The sequence below is a fragment of the Micromonospora sp. CPCC 206061 genome (genome assembly GCF_036906915.1).
GTDB lineage: Bacteria > Actinomycetota > Actinomycetes > Mycobacteriales > Micromonosporaceae > Phytohabitans.
Genome location: NZ_JBAKHX010000049.1, coordinates 1 through 17,070, shown reverse-complemented (window position 1 = coordinate 17,070; position 17,070 = coordinate 1). Strand labels below are relative to the sequence as shown.

At 72.0% G+C, this 17,070-nt stretch carries 10 protein-coding genes; 6 read left to right on the top strand and 4 right to left on the bottom strand.

Translation table 11 applies throughout. The annotated features are described in order from the left end of the window. Positions 1 to 9: 9 nt before the first annotated feature. From V6V89_RS27175 to V6V89_RS27165, 3 genes are all read right to left on the bottom strand, one after another. Positions 10 to 609, bottom strand: a complete 600-nt coding sequence (locus V6V89_RS27175) for a TetR/AcrR family transcriptional regulator (protein ID WP_334622253.1) — start codon at positions 607 to 609, stop codon at positions 10 to 12. A 127-nt stretch (positions 610 to 736) separates the two neighbouring features. Next, complete coding sequence (gene glgB / locus V6V89_RS27170) at positions 737 to 2,539, bottom strand: 1,4-alpha-glucan branching protein GlgB (protein ID WP_334622251.1); 1,803 nt, start codon at positions 2,537 to 2,539, stop codon at positions 737 to 739. A gap of 29 nt (positions 2,540 to 2,568) precedes the next feature. Further along, the gene (locus V6V89_RS27165) at positions 2,569 to 3,831 is read right to left on the bottom strand and encodes a glycosyltransferase family 4 protein (protein WP_334622311.1); all 1,263 of its coding nucleotides are present in this window, start codon (positions 3,829 to 3,831) and stop codon (positions 2,569 to 2,571) included. Positions 3,832 to 4,168: 337 nt separating this feature from the next. Between V6V89_RS27165 and V6V89_RS27160 the strand changes: the two genes are divergently transcribed. Both V6V89_RS27160 and treZ read left to right on the top strand, forming a co-directional pair. Continuing rightward, on the top strand, positions 4,169 to 7,459 hold the full coding sequence (locus V6V89_RS27160; protein WP_334622250.1) for a S8 family serine peptidase: 3,291 nt from the start codon (positions 4,169 to 4,171) through the stop codon (positions 7,457 to 7,459). A gap of 126 nt (positions 7,460 to 7,585) precedes the next feature. Beyond that, positions 7,586 to 9,310 carry a malto-oligosyltrehalose trehalohydrolase gene (gene treZ, locus V6V89_RS27155; RefSeq protein ID WP_334622249.1) on the top strand — a complete coding sequence of 575 codons (1,725 nt, stop codon included), beginning with the start codon at positions 7,586 to 7,588 and terminating at the stop codon, positions 9,308 to 9,310. On the opposite strand, the gene V6V89_RS27150 is transcribed toward treZ, so the two are convergent. After that, entirely contained in the window at positions 9,307 to 10,074 is a 768-nt protein-coding gene (locus V6V89_RS27150; protein WP_334622248.1) for an aldo/keto reductase, read from the bottom strand. The two genes, treZ and V6V89_RS27150, sit on opposite strands and share 4 nt — an antisense overlap. A 30-nt stretch (positions 10,075 to 10,104) precedes the next feature. Between V6V89_RS27150 and V6V89_RS27145 the strand changes: the two genes are divergently transcribed. The 4 genes from V6V89_RS27145 (at position 10,105) to V6V89_RS27130 (ending at position 16,710) form a co-directional block, all read left to right on the top strand. Next, entirely contained in the window at positions 10,105 to 13,194 is a 3,090-nt protein-coding gene (locus V6V89_RS27145; protein ID WP_334622247.1) for a DEAD/DEAH box helicase, read from the top strand. Beyond that, positions 13,191 to 14,021 (top strand): SWIM zinc finger family protein, encoded by an 831-nt coding sequence (locus tag V6V89_RS27140; RefSeq protein WP_334622246.1) that lies wholly within the window; start codon positions 13,191 to 13,193, stop codon positions 14,019 to 14,021. The genes V6V89_RS27145 and V6V89_RS27140 overlap by 4 nt, the downstream gene beginning before the upstream one ends. Before the next feature lie 489 nt (positions 14,022 to 14,510). Further along, positions 14,511 to 15,242 carry a response regulator transcription factor gene (locus V6V89_RS27135; protein WP_334622310.1) on the top strand — a complete coding sequence of 244 codons (732 nt, stop codon included), beginning with the start codon at positions 14,511 to 14,513 and terminating at the stop codon, positions 15,240 to 15,242. Continuing rightward, positions 15,220 to 16,710, top strand: a complete 1,491-nt coding sequence (locus tag V6V89_RS27130; RefSeq protein ID WP_334622244.1) for a sensor histidine kinase — start codon at positions 15,220 to 15,222, stop codon at positions 16,708 to 16,710. Before V6V89_RS27135 ends, V6V89_RS27130 begins: the two co-directional genes overlap by 23 nt. Positions 16,711 to 17,070: the final 360 nt, after the last annotated feature.

Sequence of the window (17,070 nt, the reverse complement as noted above, 5' to 3'; positions counted from 1 at the left end):
CGAGGGGTGTCAGGTGACGGCGCGCAGGTAGAGGTCGACCACCTCGTCGACCCGCTCTCGATTCGGAACCAGGACGTTGCCCGGACGGGCCAGACCGTCCAGAAAGACGAAGGTCATCATGGGGCCGATGAACAGCCGGGTGGCGAGGTCGAGGTCGACGTCCTTGATCACGCCGGCCTCGCGGGCGTGTGTGAGCACCGTCTCGACGCGGGCGAGGAACCGTGCTGGCACCGTCTCGCGCCAGATCTGGGCGAGGGCGGGAGTGCTGACCATCTCGGCGATGAAGATGCGGAACAGCGCCAGATAGTTGGGGCTCATGAGGTGGCTGACCAGTGTCCAGGCCACCTCGGAGAGCACGGCGCGCAGGTCGTTGTGTGACGCGACCGCCCGGTCGGCGAGCAGCGGGGCACGCTCGTCGAGCGAGTTCACCATGCTGCCGAGCACGTCGACCAGCAGCTCTTCCTTGCTGCGGAAGTAGACGTACAGGGTCTGCTTGGAGACGCCGGCGGTGGCGGCGACGTGGTCCATGCTGGTGCCGGCGACGCCGCACTGGAGGAAGACTTCGAGGGCGCCACGGCAGATTTGCTCCCGCTTCGCGTTCCCCCGCACCCTCGTGATCCCCCGATCAAACCAAACTGTTCAGTTTGGTGAGGCTATCGTGTCACGAGAGGTTGATGTGATCAAGGGCGGGTTTCGGGGCGAGGGTGGTCACCCTCGCCCCCGAAAAGCCGGCTGACTAGCGCCGTAGCCAGACTGCGGCGTAAGGGCCCACGTTCACCTCGGTCGCGCCGTCGGCGGCGGTCTTGACCGCGCCGTAGTTGCCCACTCCGGTGCCGCCGTAGGCCTGGGCGTCAGTGTTGATGACTTCTTGCCACACCCCTGCCTCGGGGAGGGTGAGCTGGTAGCCGATGCGCGGGATGCCGGAGAAGTTGACTACGCAGGTCAGGTATTCGCCGTCCGGGGACTTCCTGGTGAAGGCCAACGTGTTGGCCGCGCTGTCGTCGTGGCGGATCCACTCGAAGCCCTCGGGCTTTGTGTCCTGCGACCACAGGGCCGCAGTGGAGCGGTACAGGTGGTTGAGGTCGCGGATCAAAGGGCTGGTGCCGTCGCCGCCGGCTTGGGTCCAGTCGAGGCCGCGGGCTTCGCTCCACTCTTGTTCGTCGGCTAGTTCGGAGCCCATGAAGAGCAGTTGCTTGCCAGGGAAGGCCCACATGTAGGCCAGGAAGCCGCGCAGGCCCGCCAGGCGTTGCCAGCGGTCGCCGGGGAGCTTCGCCACCAGGGAGCGCTTGCCGTGTACGACCTCGTCGTGGCTGATGGGCAGGACGAACTGCTCGTCGAAGGCGTAGACGGACGGCCACGTCAGCTGGGCGTGGTGGTACTTGCGGTGCACCGGGTCGCGCTCGACGTAGTCGAGCGTGTCGTGCATCCAGCCCATGTTCCACTTCAGGCCGAACCCCAGGCCGCCCCAGTCGACCGGGCGGGAAACGCCGGGCCAGGCGGTCGACTCCTCGGCGATCATGACGACGCCCGGGTGGGTGCGGTAGACCGTCTCGTTGAGCTGCTTGAGCAGGTCGATGGCTTCCAGGTGATGGTTGCCGCCGTACGCGTTCGGGGACCACTGGCCGGGGCCGCGGGAGTAGTCGAGGTAGAGCATCGACGCGACCGCGTCGACGCGCAGGCCGTCGATGTGGAACTCCTCCAGCCAGTACAGGGCGTTGGCGACCAGGAAGTTGCGCACCTCCGGGCGGCCGTAGTCGAACACGAGGCTGCCCCAGTCGGGGTGCTCGCCGCGACGCGGGTCGGCGTGCTCGTACAGCGGGGTGCCGTCGAACCGGGCGAGCGCCCAGGCGTCCTTGGGGAAGTGCGCCGGCACCCAGTCGAGCAGCACACCGACGCCGGCCTGGTGCAGGCGGTCGACCAGGTACCGGAAGTCGTCGGGCGACCCGAACCGGGCCGTCGGCGCGTAGTACCCGGTGACCTGGTAGCCCCACGAGCCGCCATACGGGTGCTCGGCCACCGGCAGGAACTCCACGTGCGTGAAGCCCAGATCGGTGACGTACTCGGTGAGCTGCTCGGCGAGGTCTCGGTACGAAAGGCCAGGCCGCCACGACCCGAGGTGAACCTCGTAGACGGACATCGGCTGGGCGTGGTGATCCGACTTCCGCTGCCCGAGCCACTGGGCGTCGCCCCACTCGTAGGCGGACTCGTAGATCACCGAGGCGGTCTTCGGCGGGCACTCGGTGGCCGTCGCCATCGGGTCGGCCTTGTCGGTCCACTCACCGTCCGAGCCGTGGATCCGGTACTTGTACCGGTGGCCGGTCGCGGCGCCCGGGACGAAACCGCCCCACACGCCACTCGGGCCGAGCCGCTCCAGCGGGTCACCCTGCCACCCGTTGAAGTCGCCGACCACCTGGACCTCACGCGCGTTCGGCGCCCAGACCGTGAAGTGCGAACCGCCCTCGCGTGCCTGGGCGCCCAACACCTCCCAGAGCCGCTCGTGACGGCCCTGGGAGAGCAGGAAGAGGTCGAGATCACTCATGGGAGTAGGTCGCTTCAAGGTGTCGAGCATCAGGCGACCGCCAGCAGGTTACCCTCGCGAACCGGGGCCACCGCGCGGCCCTGCGCCATGCGCAGCTCCGCCTGCTGGGCGTTGAAAGCCGGCGCCTGGGCGATCGCCGACGAGTACACCGCGGCGGTGCGCGCCGCGATCGACGCCCAGCCGTACCGCTCGTGCACCATGCTCCGGGCCCGACCCGCGAGCGTGCGGGCCATCTCGGAGTCGGCCAGCAGCGTGCTGACCGCGTGGGCGAGCGCGTCCGGGTCCTTCGCCGGGAACGTGACGCCGTTGACGCCCGGCTCGACGAACTCCGCCAGGCCACCCGTCGCGGCAACCGCCAGCGGGGCACCGGCCGCGGCGCCTTCCAGGGCCACCATGCCGAACGGCTCGTAGATGCTCGGGACCGCGAAGCAGTCCGACGCCGCGATCACGGCGGGCAGGTCGGTGCCGCCCAGGAACCCCGGGAACGTCACCACCTGCGACAGCCCCAGCCGGTGGATGTCGGCCTCCAGCTCCGGCCGGTACGGGCCGTCACCGGCGATCACCAGCCGCAGGCCCGGGTGCTCCGAACGCAGCTTCGGCAGGCCCGCGATCAGGTCCTGCACGCCCTTCTCGTACACCAGCCGGCCGGCGAAGGTCAGCAGCGGGCCGTTGCCGGCGAACCGCTCGCGCGCGGCGGAGACCGCGGCCGGGGAGACCTGCCAGCGGTCGGTCTCGACGCCGTTCGCGACCACGTCGAGACGGTCGGTCGGGAGGTCGAAGAGGCGGTTGGCCTCCCACTTCATGTACTCGGAGCAGACCACGACGCGGGTCGACTCGCTCGACAGCCACCACTCCACCGAGTGGATCGTGCGGTTCATCTCCTCGGGGAGCCAGCCCTGGTGCCGCCCCGCCTCGGTGGCGTGGATGGTGGTGACCAGCGGCAAATCGAGGTGCTCCTTGAGGGTCATCGCGGTGTGCGCCACGAGCCAGTCGTGCGCGTGGATCACGTCGTACTCGCCGGACTCGGCGGCCCGCAGCGCGGCGCGGGTGAGCGTGTGGTTGAACGCCATCGTCCACGCCAGCAACGATGGCGTCGCGAGCGGGAACACCGGCGGGTCTTCGGGCGCCCGGACGATGCGCACGCCGTCGGCGTACTCCTCCAGGGGCGCGCCGGGGGCGTGGCGGGTGACGACGGTGACCTCGTGGCCGGCGGCGGCCAGCGAGGTGGACAGCGCATGCACGTGCCGGCCGAGGCCACCCACCATGACCGGCGGGTACTCCCAGGAAAGCATGAGGATCCGGCGGCGGCCGTCGGGCGCGGGCCCCGAGGCCGTGGGCAGGCCGGTGCGCGGGTAGGTCGAGGGGGAGGGGAGCGTGCTGGGGCGGAGGGCGCCGTCTTGCTCGTCGACCCGCAGGGTCACTGCGTCTCCATTTCAGGGGTGAGAAGGTACGTGTCTACCCCGCCGGCGCCTCTGGCGGCAGGTGTAGGAGGTTGTTGCCCGACCGGGCTTCACCAATCAAAAAGCATTGTTGTTACGCGCGCATTCCAAAAGGGCCAGAAGGTGAGCGAAGACACGCCGGCTGGCGAGCGGATGCAACCGGAGGCGTCGGTGAACCCGTCTTCGGGACGTGAATAGACACGGACGAAGTCGAAGGGTCCTGGGGATCGCGCTCGTCGCCGGTGTGCTCGCCGCGGGCGGTGGCGTGGCGTACGCCGACACCCGGCGCAGCGGCGTCACGGCGGTCAACGCGCCGGCCGCGCTGCTGCCGGCCGGCAAGACGTACACGGTGACGCTGCTCACCGGCGACGTCGTCACCGTCCACACGCGAACGTCCGGCTGCCCGGTCGTCTCGGTGAGACCGGCGCGCCCGAGCGGGGTGCTGCGGCGCAACTGCGGTCCGGACGGGCGGGTGCGCGTGGTGCCGGGTGACGTGGCGCACCTGCTGGGTGACGTATACGACGAGGCCCTCTTCGACGTGACCACGCTGATCACCGAGGGGTACGACGACGCGCGCGCCAAGGAGCTGCCGCTGATCGTGCGGCCCGGCAAGGCGCGCGCGGCGAGCACGTTCGCCGCCGGGCTGCGCGGCAGGCGGGACCTGCCGAGCATCGACGCCGTCGCGGGCCGGCACCCGAAGGACAAGCGCGCCGAGCTGCCCAACGCCGGGGGCGGCAAGGTCTGGCTCGACCACAAGGTCAAAGCCACGGGGCTCAACGCCGCCAAGATCGACCGGAACCTCACGCAGGTGTCGGCGCCGCAGGCGTGGGCGAGCGGGTACACCGGCAAGGGCACCAAGGTCGCGGTGCTTGACACCGGCGTCGACGCCACCCATCCCGACCTCGCCAGGAAGGTCGCCGAGAAGAAGGACTTCACGGTCGAGGCCGGCGACGCGGTCGACGGCCACGGGCACGGCACCCACGTGGCGGCGACGATCGCCGGCACCGGAGCCGCCGCGCGTGGCGAGCGCCGGGGTGTGGCGCCGGCCGCGACGCTGCTGGCCGGCAAGGTGCTCGACGACGAGGGGTACGGCACCGACTCGCAGGTGATCGCCGGCATGGAGTGGGCGGCACCGCGCGCCGACGTGGTCAACCTGAGCCTCGGCAGCTGGGACCCGAGCGACGGCAGCGACCCGATGTCGCAGGCGCTCGACGCCCTGACCGACGAGCACGGCACGCTCTTCGTGGTGGCCGCCGGCAACGACGGCCCCTACGACCGGATCATCACCGCGCCGGCGGCCGCCGCCACCGCGCTGACCGTGGGCGCGGTCGACGGCAGCGACAAGCTGGCCGAGTTCTCCAGCCGCGGGCCACTGATCAACACGGCTGCCGCGAAGCCCGAGATCGTGGCGCCGGGCGTGGACATCGTCGCGGCGCGCGCCGCCGGTACCACGATGGGCCGCGCGATTGACGCCCGGTACGCGGCGGCCTCCGGTACCTCCATGGCCACGCCGCACGTCGCGGGCGCGGCCGCGTTGCTCGCGCAGCGCCACCCGGACTGGTCCCCTCGCCGCCTCAAGGCGGCGCTCGTCGGTGCGGCGGACCCGGTGGCCGCCGCGGACCCGTACACCGTCGGCGCCGGCCGGCTGAACGCGGCGCGTGCCCTCGGCGGCGTGGTGTCCGACGTCGGCCTGGTCAGCCTGGGCGCCGAGGCTACCGAGGCCAAGCTGACCTGGACCAACACCGGCCGCCGCGCCGCGCGCGTGCCACTCGCGGTGACCGTCGCCGACCGGCACGGCGAGACCTCGCGGTCGGCCACGCTGTCGGAGTCCAGGCTGTCGATCGCGCCGCGCGGCAACGGCGTTGCGGTGCTGCGGGTCGACCGGACCGGGCTCGCGCCCGGCTTCTACGGCGCCACCGTCACGGCCGGCGGCGCCGGCACGACGCTGGTCGCGTTCGAGGTGAAGCCGCCGAGCCACGAGCTGGCGCTCACCATGACGCTGCCCGCGGACGTGCCGGCGGACGCCGGAGCCTCCGCCAACGCCTGGATCATCAACCTGGACGACCCCGCGGCCTTCGCCGAGATCATCGGCGTCGACAGGGGTGAGACGGTCCGGGTACCGGTGCCGGCTGGCCGGTACAGCGTGCTGGGCTCCATCTGGCAGGGCGACCCGTTCGCCGACGGCCGGATGATCCTGGCCGGCGACACCGACGTGACGGTCGCGGGCGACACCGCCGTGGTGATGGACGGCGCCCGCGCGGTGCCGGTGAAGGTCGGCGTCGACGGCGTGGAGACCACGGCGGAGGCGCTCGGCATCAGCTTCGAGCAGTTCGGGCGGCGCGGCCTCGGCTGGAGCGACTTCGCCTACGCGTGGGGCGAGCAGGCCACCAAGGACAGCGTGTACGCGGCGCCCATGGACGAGCCGGGGCTCGGCACGTTCTCGGCGTACACGATGGCCGGCCTGACCGCGGAGGGCTCCTTCTACGACCTGATCTCCGAGCACGAGCGGGGCATCCCGGCCGACCCGTCGTACACGGTGACGGACGCCGAGAAGGCCCAGCTGGTGCGGATCGACCAGCGTTTCCACCGGCTGGACAGCCCGGACTCCCGGACCAGCCACAAGCGGTACGGGGTGAGCGAGGCCGGCGGCCTGATCTCCGAGTCGTACACCGACCAGGTGTACGGCAGCCGCACCGACTACGTGTCGCCCGGGTTCGCGTGGCTCGACGAGGCGTTCTACGACGGGCTGGTCACGCAGGAGGCGGCGCGGCGGTACGAGCCAGGCAGCCGCCACGAGAAGGACTGGGTGCGGCAGCCGCTGCGCCCCGACTGGTACGACGACCCGGAGCCGGCCATCAGCGGGTGCACCCCGAACCCGGTGAGCCGGACCCGGGGCAATCTGCACGTCGAGATCGTGCCGATGGTCGACCAGCACCAGCGGTTCACATGCTTCGAGCAGGGCAAGGCGAGCATGTCGCTGCACAGGGACGGTGCGAAGATCGGTGAGGTGGCCGGGTCGTTCGGCGACTTCGCCATCCCGGCGGACGCCGGCACGTACCGGCTCACCCACGAGGTCGACAACAGCGGCTGGCTGCCGGTGTCGACGCGGGTGAGCACGGCGTGGACGTTCCGCTCGACCGGCCCGTCCGGCACCGGGAGCGCGCGGGTGCCGCTGCTGTCGGTGGACTACACCCTGCCGCTGGACACGGACAACAAGCCCGCCGGCGACACAGCGGCGTTCACCGTCCACCAGTCACACGGGGTGGCCCGGCAGGACGTGACCTCGCTCGCGTTTTGGACATCGGTCGACGACGGCGCGACGTGGCAGTCGGTGCCGGTGGTCCGAGGCGCGGGCGACCGGTTCACGGCGAAGGTGCCGCAGGCGATGGCGGGCCAGTTCGTGTCGCTGCGCGTCGAGGCGAAGGGCAGCGCCGGAAGCGCGATCGACCAGACGATCGTGCGCGCGTACCGCGTCGCATGAACCGAGATCGAGGCGTCCCTCAAGTCGCTCCAACAGACTTGAGGGACGCCTCGATCATGCGCCACACGCCGCGTGACCGATGTGTTACGACGTGTTGAAGCCGCTCCCGGACTACAGTCCGGTCACATGACCCACTTCGAGGTGTGGGCGCCCGAACGGTCCGACGTGCGGCTGCGGCTCACCGGCTTCACCGCCGACGTTCCCATGACGGCCGGCGCCGGCGGGTGGTGGCGCGCCGACGTGCCCGGCGCGCTGCCCGGCACGGACTACGGGTACCTGTTGGACGGTGCCGACGAGCCGCTGCCCGACCCGCGCTCGGCGTGGCAGCCGCACGGGCCACACGGCCTGAGCCGCGTCTACGACCACGCCGCCTTCCCGTGGACCGACGCCGCCTGGACCGGGCCGACGCTGGCCGGCAGCGTGCTGTACGAGCTGCACATCGGCACGTTCACGCCGGAAGGCACCTTCGACGCGGCCATCGGGCGCCTCGACCACCTCGTCGACCTGGGCGTCGACATGGTCGAGCTGCTGCCCGTCAACGCCTTCAACGGCACACACAACTGGGGCTACGACGGCGTGTGCTGGTACGCGCCGCACGAAGGGTACGGCGGGCCGGACGGGCTCAAGCGGCTCATCGACGCCTGCCACGCGCGCGGCCTCGGGGTGCTCATCGACGCGGTCTACAACCACTTCGGACCGTCCGGGGCGTACGCACCGCGGTTCGGGCCGTACCTCGCCGACGGCGGCAACTCGTGGGGACGATCGCTCAATCTGGACGGTCGCCACTCCGACGAGGTCCGGCGGTACATCGTGGACAGTGCGCTGGCCTGGCTGCGCGACTACCACGCCGACGGGCTGCGGCTGGACGCCGTGCACGCGCTCGTCGACCACCGGGCGGTACACCTGCTGGAGGAACTGGCCGCGGAGGTCGACGCCCTCGCCGCGCACCTCGGCCGCCCACTCACGCTGATCGCCGAGTCAGACCTCAACGACCCCCGGCTCATCACGCCGCGCGAGGCCGGCGGATACGGGCTCCACGGGCAGTGGAACGACGACGCGCACCACGCGCTGCACACCCTGCTGACCGGCGAACGGCAGGGCTACTACGCCGACTTCGGCTCGCCGGAGTGCCTCGCCACCGTGCTGACCGGTGCGTACTTCCACGCCGGCACGTGGTCGAGCTTCCGCGGCCGCACGCACGGCCGGCCCGTCGACCGGGAGCGCACACCCGCGCACCGCTTCGTCGCGTACCTCCAGAACCACGACCAGATCGGCAACAGGGCGACCGGCGACCGGATTTCAACGACGCTGAGCCCGGGGCTGCTGCGCGTCGGCGCGGTGCTGCTGTTGACGTCGCCGTTCACACCGATGCTCTTCATGGGCGAGGAGTGGGGCGCGACCACGCCGTGGCAGTTCTTCACCAGCCACCCCGAGCCCGACCTCGCCACCGCCGTGCGCGAGGGCCGGCGGCGCGAGTTCGCCGCGCACGGCTGGCCGACCGGCGACGTGCCCGACCCGCAGGACCCGCTGACGCTCGCCCGGTCCCGGCTCGACTGGGCCGAACTCGGCAAGCCCGCGCACCGCGACATGCTCGACCTGTACCGGCGACTCATCGCCCTGCGCCGCGCCCTGCCCGACCTGACCGACCCCCGACTCGACCGGGTCGAGGTCACGCACGGCGACCGCTGGCTCGTGATGCGGCGCGGAAGCACGGCGGTGGCGGCCAACCTCGCACCGCACCCCACCCGCGTCCCGCTGGCCGCGGCGGACATCCTCCTGTCGACCGCCCCCGGCGTGACGACGGCGGTCGACCTTCCGGCCGAATCCGCCGCCGTCCTAGCCCTCAGCTAGACCGCGTCGATCCTTGCCATCTCGTCCGGCGTCAGCTCGAAGCCGGAGACATCGAAGTTGGCCTTGATACGGTCCGGGGTCGCCGACTTCGGGATCACCACGATCTCGTGCTGGAGGTGCCAGCGCAGGATCACCTGGGCCGGCGTCACCCCGTGCGCCTTCGCCACCTCGGCGAACACCGGCTCGCGCAGGTTGCTGCGGCGGAACGGGCTGTACCCCTCCACCACCACCCCCCGCTCCCGGTGCTCGGCGAGCAGCTTCGCGTCGTGCAGCGCCGGGCTGTACGGGATCTGGTTGACCTCCGGCGCCACCCCGGTCGCGTCGATCAACTCGTCGATCTGCCCGATGCTGTAATTGCTCACCCCGATCGCGCGCGTCAACCCCGCCTCCCGCGCGGCCACGAACTCGCGCCACGTCTCCGGTCGCGCCGCGCCGTTCGGCGGCCAGTGCACCAGCCACAGGTCGAGCTGGTCGATGCCCAGCGCGCGCAGGCTCGCCTCGATCGTCTCGCGCTCCCGGCCCGCCCGCTCGGCGGGCAGCTTCGTCGTGACGAAGACCTGGTCACGCGGCACCCCGCTGTCGAGCAGAGCCCGGCCGACCTCGGTCTCGTTGCGGTACATCGTCGCGGTGTCAAGATGCCGGTATCCGGTGTCGAGCGCCATCCGCACCGGGTCGTACGCCTGCGAACCGGGCAGCTGCCAGGTACCGAAGCCGAGCAGCGGCATCTGGCCTCCACCGGCGAGGCTCACGGTCGGTTGAGTCATGATCCCAACCTACTCTGGCAAACTGGCCAGGTGTTGGTCGTACACGGGCTGTGGCACCACGGTCACCTGGCCCTGTGGGCGGAAGATCCGGCGGCGCCGGCCGACCCAGCACGCCGGTCGGGCCGCCCGCCGAAACAGCGACCCCACCCCTTCGCCGCGTCGGCCGGCGACCTCGCCGCCGCGCTCGGCGAGATCGCCGCAAAAGCCACCCAGGCCACCGTCGCGCTAGGCCTTCCGACCGCCGCCGGCCGGCCCGTCGATTCGCCCGAGTTGGTACGCCCAGAGCCGCCACCCCGCGCGCCGGTGGCGCTCGCCACCTGGCGCGTACCCGTGCTGGAGCTGGCGCCCGACGACGCGCTTCCGCTGCTCCGGGCCCTCGACGACGACGACCTGCTGTACGGCGCGTCGCTGCGCCACCTGGCCGAAGTGGCCGACTTCGCCGTCGACCTCGTCCACCGCGGCCGCCTGCTCCCCACGCTCGCGCCTGACCCCGCGACCCCGGGCCAGGGGCCGGCGTCGCCTGGACCGAGCGACGCGCCGACGAAGTCGGTGCGCCGCGCGAGGGAAGGCGCCGCCTTTGCAGCCCCCGGGCCAGCCAGCAGGGCGCTGGCCCTGTGGCGGCCGTTGCTCACCGGGGCGGACGGCATATGGGCGCAATCGCTCGCGGCGGCCCTGCCGCCCGCCGCGCGCGCCGCCGGCGGCAGCCCTGCCGAGATCACCGCCGCGGCACTCGACGCGCTCGTCGACGCCGCCGCCCGCACCACCGGCGCGCGCATCGCCGGCGGCCGTGGCACCGCCACCGGCGCCTGGCTGGCGGCGCTCACCGGATACGAGCGGCACTTCACCGCCGACCCATCCGACATCGCGGCCCTCGCCGCCGAACTCGCCGAATGGCAGCGCGACGCCGCCGGCGGAGCCGTGCGCGCCTGCTTCCGGCTCGTCGAACCACAGTCCGACGAGGTGCAGGATTGGCGGGTCGACTTCGCCCTCCAGGCGGCCGACGAGCCCAGCCTCGTCGTCGACGCCGAAAGCGTGTGGCGCTCCCGCGGCGCCCTGCGCGCCCTCGCCCGGCACCTCGACGCCCCGCGCGAGACCCTGCTCACCGAGCTTGGCCGCGCCAGCCGCCTGTGGCCCGAACTCGACGACGCCCTGCGCACCGCCAAGCCCAGCACGCTCGCCGTCGACGCCGCAGGCGCGCACCGGTTCCTGCGCGAGGGAGCGCCACTGCTGCACGCGGCCGGGTTCGGCGTGCTGCTGCCCACCTGGTGGGGCAAGCCCGGCTCGCGTCTCGGTGCCCGCCTGAACGCCAAGACCCGCACCGCGCCCGGCACCGTCGCTGGCCGCAACGCCGTCGGCATGTCGTCCATCGTGGACTACAAATGGGAGCTGGCACTCGGCGACGAGCCGCTCTCCGAGAGCGAACTGCGCACGCTCGCCAAACTGAAGACGCCGCTCGTGCGGCTACGCGGGCAGTGGGTCGAGCTCGACGCCAAGCGGCTCGCTGCCGGGCTCAAGCTGCTCAAGTCCGGCGGCGAGATGACGGTCGGCGAGCTGCTCCACCTTGGACTGTCGCTGGAGGACGACCCGGACGCGCTCCCCGTGCTCGCGGTCACGGCTGACGGGGCGCTGGGAGACCTGCTGGCCGGCCAGGCCGAGCGGCACATGGCTCCGGTGGAGCCGCCACCCGGTTTCACCGGCACCCTGCGTCCGTACCAGAAGCGCGGCCTGGCCTGGCTCAGCTTCCTCGAGTCGCTGGGATTGGGCGGCATTCTGGCAGATGATATGGGTTTGGGTAAAACTATACAGCTTTTAGCCCTAATGTCAGGAAAATCACCTGAGGTGGGGCCGACGTTGTTGGTGTGTCCCATGTCGCTGGTGGGGAACTGGCAGCGGGAGGCGGCCAAGTTCGCGCCGGAGCTGCGGGTCCATGTACACCATGGTGCGGAACGGCCGCGGGGAGCGGAGTTCGCGGCGGCCGTGCGCGCCGCGGACGTCGTCGTCACCACGTACGCGATCGCGGCGCGCGACGCGGAGGCGCTGGGTGAGGTCGCGTGGCACCGGGTGGTCGTCGACGAGGCGCAGGCCATCAAGAACGCGGCCACGCGGCAGGCGGCGGCGGTGCGGGCGCTGCCGGCGCGGCACCGGGTTGCGGTGACGGGTACGCCGGTGGAGAACCGGTTGGCCGACCTGTGGTCCATCATGGAGTTCGCGAATCCGGGGCTGCTGGGCGCGGCGGCGGCATTCAAGCGGAAGTACGCGGAGCCGGTGGAGCGGCACGGCGACGAGGAGGCGGCCGAGCGGCTGCGGCGGATCACGGGGCCGTTCGTGTTGCGGCGCCTCAAGACCGATAAGTCGATCATCTCGGACCTGCCGGAGAAGTTGGAGATGGAGGTGCTCTGCAACCTCACCGGCGAGCAGGCGTCGCTGTATCAGGCGGTCGTCGACGACATGCTGGCCCGGATCGAGTCGAGTGAGGGCATCGAGCGGCGCGGGCTGGTGCTGGCCACGATGACGAAGCTCAAGCAGGTGTGCAACCATCCGGCTCAGTTCCTGCATGACGGCACCCGGATGGCGGGCCGGTCGGGCAAGCTGGCGCGGCTGGAGGAGATCCTCGACGAGGTGCTGGCGGCGGGGGAGAAGGCGCTGCTGTTCACGCAGTACGCCGAGTTCGGCGCGATGCTGCGCGCGCACCTGTCGGGGCGCACGGGCCGCGAGGTGCTGTATCTCCACGGTGGAGTGTCCAAGAAGGACCGCGATGCGATGGTGGCGCGGTTCCAGGATGACGGCGGGCCATCGCTGTTCGTGCTGTCGCTGAAGGCGGGCGGCACGGGGCTGACGCTGACCGCGGCCAACCATGTGGTGCATGTGGACCGCTGGTGGAACCCGGCGGTGGAGGATCAGGCGACCGACCGGGCGTACCGGATCGGGCAGCGGCGGGCGGTGCAGGTGCGCAAGTTCGTGTGTGCCGGCACTGTCGAGGAGAAGATCTCCGAGATGATCCGGGAGAAGCGCGGGCTGGCCGCTCGCATCGTGGGCGCCGGTGAGCAGTGGCTGACGGAGCTGTCCACATCGGAGCTGCGTACCCTGTTCGCGCTGGAGGCCGGGGCGGTGGTCGAATGAGCTACCACGTGTACGGGCGGACCCGGAAGGTCGACGGCGGGCTCAAGGCGCGCAGCGCCCGCGGCAAGATCGGCGAGTCGTGGTGGTCGCGGCGGTTCCTCGACGTGCTGGAGTCGTTCGCGGTCGGCACCCGGCTCACCCGCGGTCGGTCGTACGCGCGCGCCGGCCAGGTGCTCTCGCTCGATGTGTCGCCCGGCGCGGTCACCGCGTCGGTGCAGGGCTCGCGCGCCACGCCGTACCAGGTGCGGGTCGGGCTGGCGCCGTTTACCGACGCGGTGTGGACGCGGATCGAGAACACGCTCGCGGCGCAGGCCATCTACAGCGCCCGGCTGCTGGCCGGCGACCTGCCGCCGGACCTGGAGCGGCTGTTCGAAGAGGGCGGTGCGCCGCTGTTCCCGCGCACCATCGGCGAACTCGACATGCGCTGCTCGTGCCCTGACCACGCGGTGCCGTGCAAGCATCTGGCGGCGACCTTCTACCTGCTGGCGGAGGCGTTCGACGCCGACCCGTTCCAGATCCTGCACTGGCGGGGGCGGTCGCGGGAGGCGCTGCTGGCGCGGCTGCGCGGGCCTGCGGCGCGTACCCGGCGGGCGCCCGCTGCTGTGGCGGTGGGTACGGCGCCTGTGCTGACCGACGTGCCCGACACGCCGCTGGAGGAGACGCTGGACCGCTTCTGGCTCCCACCCCATCCCTTGCCGTCGCGCCCGCAGACCCTGGACACCGACCCCGACCTCCTGTTGCGCCAGCTCCCGGCGCCGGGCCCGCTGCTGGGCGGCCCGGGCCTGCTGGAGCGCCTACGCCCCCTGTACCGCTCCCTAGCCCCGTAACCCGCGCCCGTGGGGGTCGCCGATATGTGGATCTAGGGCCTGTGTCGAAGTGGGTGACCGGGCTGCGGCGGGCTCAGACGACGACCGGCGGCGCCGGTATGCGACCTTTCGCCCGCCTTGCCGGACGCTGCCTGGGCCTCGCCCTCGCTCCGGCCCCCACGCCGGCACAGGACCTGGTCGACCTTCGGCCCGACAAGTGCAAGATCTGCGGGCCGGGCATGCGGCCGGGAGATCCGGCGGCTCTGAGGCTGGTGCGGCGGGTGCGTGCGTCTGGGCGACCCGCGCCTGTGCCAGGTTGCGGGCCGCGCGCAGCGCGGTCTGGTCCGTGACCGCCACCCGAAGGTCATCCATGCCACAAAGCGTGCGTGCGGCGGCTGGGGCGGCCCTAGGGTCAAGCTGTGCCGGACCTGTGAAATCCTCACAGCCGGCGCACAGAAACGGCCTAGGGTTGGCACAGCCTGCGCGGCCAGCATGAAGGACGTGATGAGCATGAACACGCGGCAGGCCGGCCCCGAGCTGCGCCGCCACGACGGCGAGCCGGTGCGGGTGCTCGTCGTCGACGACGAACCAACCCTCACCGACCTGTTGTCGATGGCGCTGCGCTACGAGGGGTGGCAGGTCCGCACGGCCGCCAACGGGATGAGCGCTGTTCGCCTCGCCAAGGACTTCGAACCGGACGCCGTGGTCCTCGACGTCATGCTGCCCGACCTCGACGGACTGGAGGTGCTGCGCCGCATGCGGGGGAACTCGCCCGACGTGCCGGTGCTCTTCCTCACCGCCCGCGACGCCGTGGAGGACCGGGTCGCCGGGCTCACGGCGGGCGGCGACGACTATGTCACCAAGCCGTTCAGCCTGGAAGAGGTGGTCGCGCGGCTGCGGGCGCTGATGCGACGGGCGGGCGTCGGCACGGTACGCGACGACGCGACCCTGGTCGTCGGCGACCTCAGCCTCGACGAAGACAGCCACGAGGTGCGCCGCGGCGGCGACCTGGTGACGCTGACGGCGACCGAGTTCGAGCTGCTGCGTTTCCTGATGCGCAATCCGCGCCGGGTGTTGAGCAAGGCGCAGATCCTGGACCGGGTGTGGAACTACGACTTCGGTGGCCAGGCCAACGTCGTCGAGCTCTACATCTCGTACCTGCGCAAGAAGATCGACGCCGGGCGCCCACCGATGATCCATACGCTGCGGGGCGCGGGCTATGTCCTCAAACCGGCGGAGTAGCTGGTCGCTGCGTGCCCGCCTGATCGCCACCATGGTCGCGCTGCTGGCCGTGGTGTCCCTGATCATCGGCGTGGTGACCACGCTGTCCCTGCGTGACTACCTCTACGACCAGGTCGACACCCAGGTCGTCGCGGGCGCGAATCGCTTCGCCGACAATTTCAAGGGCGCGGATCCCAAGGGCGGAAACAAACCAGGGGGACCGCAGCAGCCGGAGCAGCGGCCGCTCCTGACCCCGGGCCAGGCGGCGGGCACCGTGGTCGTCAAGCTCGCCGGGACCGAGGTGAAGGGTTCGGCGGTCGCGAAGCTGACGGCCTACGGGGGCGACAATCCGGCGGCCGACGCCCAGGAGGCGGTCCTCAGCCAGGTGGCGGTCGACGGCGACATCCACACCGTGGACGTCCCCCAGCTGGGCACCTACCGAGCCGCCGCGGTGCTGTGCCCCGACGGGTACACGTACGTCGTCGCGGTGCCGCTCGACACCGCCTCGGCGACCGTGCTGCGCATGATCGGAGTGGAGGTCGCCGTGGTGGCGGGCGGAGTGTTGCTCGCCGCCGGCATCGGAGCGCTCATCATCGGGGCTTCCCTGCGCCCGCTGCGCCGGGTCGCCGCGACCGCGAGCCGCGTCGCCGAGCTGCCGCTCGACCGCGGCGAGGTCGCGCTGTCGGTCCGCGTGCCGGAGGGCGACACCGACCCGCGCACCGAGGTCGGCCAGGTCGGGGCCGCGCTCAACCGCATGCTCGGCCACGTGGCCAACGCGCTCGTCGCACGGCAGGCCAGCGAGACCCGGGTACGCCAGTTCGTGGCGGACGCCAGCCACGAACTGCGCACCCCCTTGGCGGCCATCCGGGGGTACGCGGAGGTCACCCGCCGGGGCCGCGAAGCGGTACCGCCCGACGTGGCGCACGCCCTGCGCCGGGTCGAGTCGGAGAGCGCCCGGATGACCACGCTGGTCGACGACCTGCTGCTGCTCGCCCGGCTGGACTCGGGGCGGCCGCTGGAGGACAGGCCGGTCGACCTGTCGGCGCTGCTCGTCGACGCGGTCAGCGACGCCCACGTGGCGGGCCCGGAGCACCACTGGCGGCTGGACGTACCGGAAGAGGCCGTCAGCGTCCCCGGCGACGCCGCGCGGCTGCACCAGGTGGTCGCCAACCTGCTGGCCAACGCCCGCACGCACACCTCGCCGGGCACGGTGGTGACGTCGTCGCTTTCGGCGGAGCCCGACGGGTACGCGGTGATCAGGGTGACCGACAACGGTCCCGGCGTCCCGCCGGAGCTGCAGCCGGAGGTGTTCGAGCGGTTCGCGCGCGGCGACAGCTCGCGGTCGCGAGCGGCCGGCAGCACCGGCCTGGGCCTGGCGATCGTCGCGGCGGTGGTCGAGGCGCACCACGGTGCGGTGTCGGTGGTTAGCCGGCCGGGACACACCGAGTTCACAGTGCGGCTGCCGGGCTCACAGCCCGGACATAGCTGACCCTGTGGTGGCATTGCAGGGTGGCTGCGAACCTGGGCCACCATGAGCCTCACCGTGACCTCTCTGGATGTTGGACCCGCCTCGCCTGAGCCGGCTCAGCCGCCCGTCGAGGCGAAGCCGGCACCCACATCGCGCGACCCCCGATCGGTCCGCCCGGCGCTGGCGGCGCTGCGCCCGCGCCGCGCCCCTCCCGTGCCCCCCGTGCCCCTCCGGTGTCGCTGCGGCGCCCGCGCCCCTCCGGTGTCGCTGCGGCGCCCGCGCCCCTCCCGTGTCCCTGTGGCGCCCGCGCCCCTCCCGTCGACGCTTCTATAGGGGTGGTGATCGGGCCCGGGGGTTCGTGATCCGCTAGGTTCGATGCCG

Coding starts and splice junctions, on each gene's coding strand:
- glgB (WP_334622251.1), bottom strand. CDS start 2,539: ATGAGTGATCTCGACCTCTTCCTGCTCTCCCAGGGCCGTCACGAGCGG.
- V6V89_RS27165 (WP_334622311.1), bottom strand. CDS start 3,831: ATGCTTTCCTGGGAGTACCCGCCGGTCATGGTGGGTGGCCTCGGCCGG.
- treZ (WP_334622249.1), top strand. CDS start 7,586: ATGACCCACTTCGAGGTGTGGGCGCCCGAACGGTCCGACGTGCGGCTG.
- V6V89_RS27150 (WP_334622248.1), bottom strand. CDS start 10,074: ATGACTCAACCGACCGTGAGCCTCGCCGGTGGAGGCCAGATGCCGCTG.
- V6V89_RS27140 (WP_334622246.1), top strand. CDS start 13,191: ATGAGCTACCACGTGTACGGGCGGACCCGGAAGGTCGACGGCGGGCTC.
- V6V89_RS27135 (WP_334622310.1), top strand. CDS start 14,511: ATGAACACGCGGCAGGCCGGCCCCGAGCTGCGCCGCCACGACGGCGAG.
- V6V89_RS27130 (WP_334622244.1), top strand. CDS start 15,220: ATGTCCTCAAACCGGCGGAGTAGCTGGTCGCTGCGTGCCCGCCTGATC.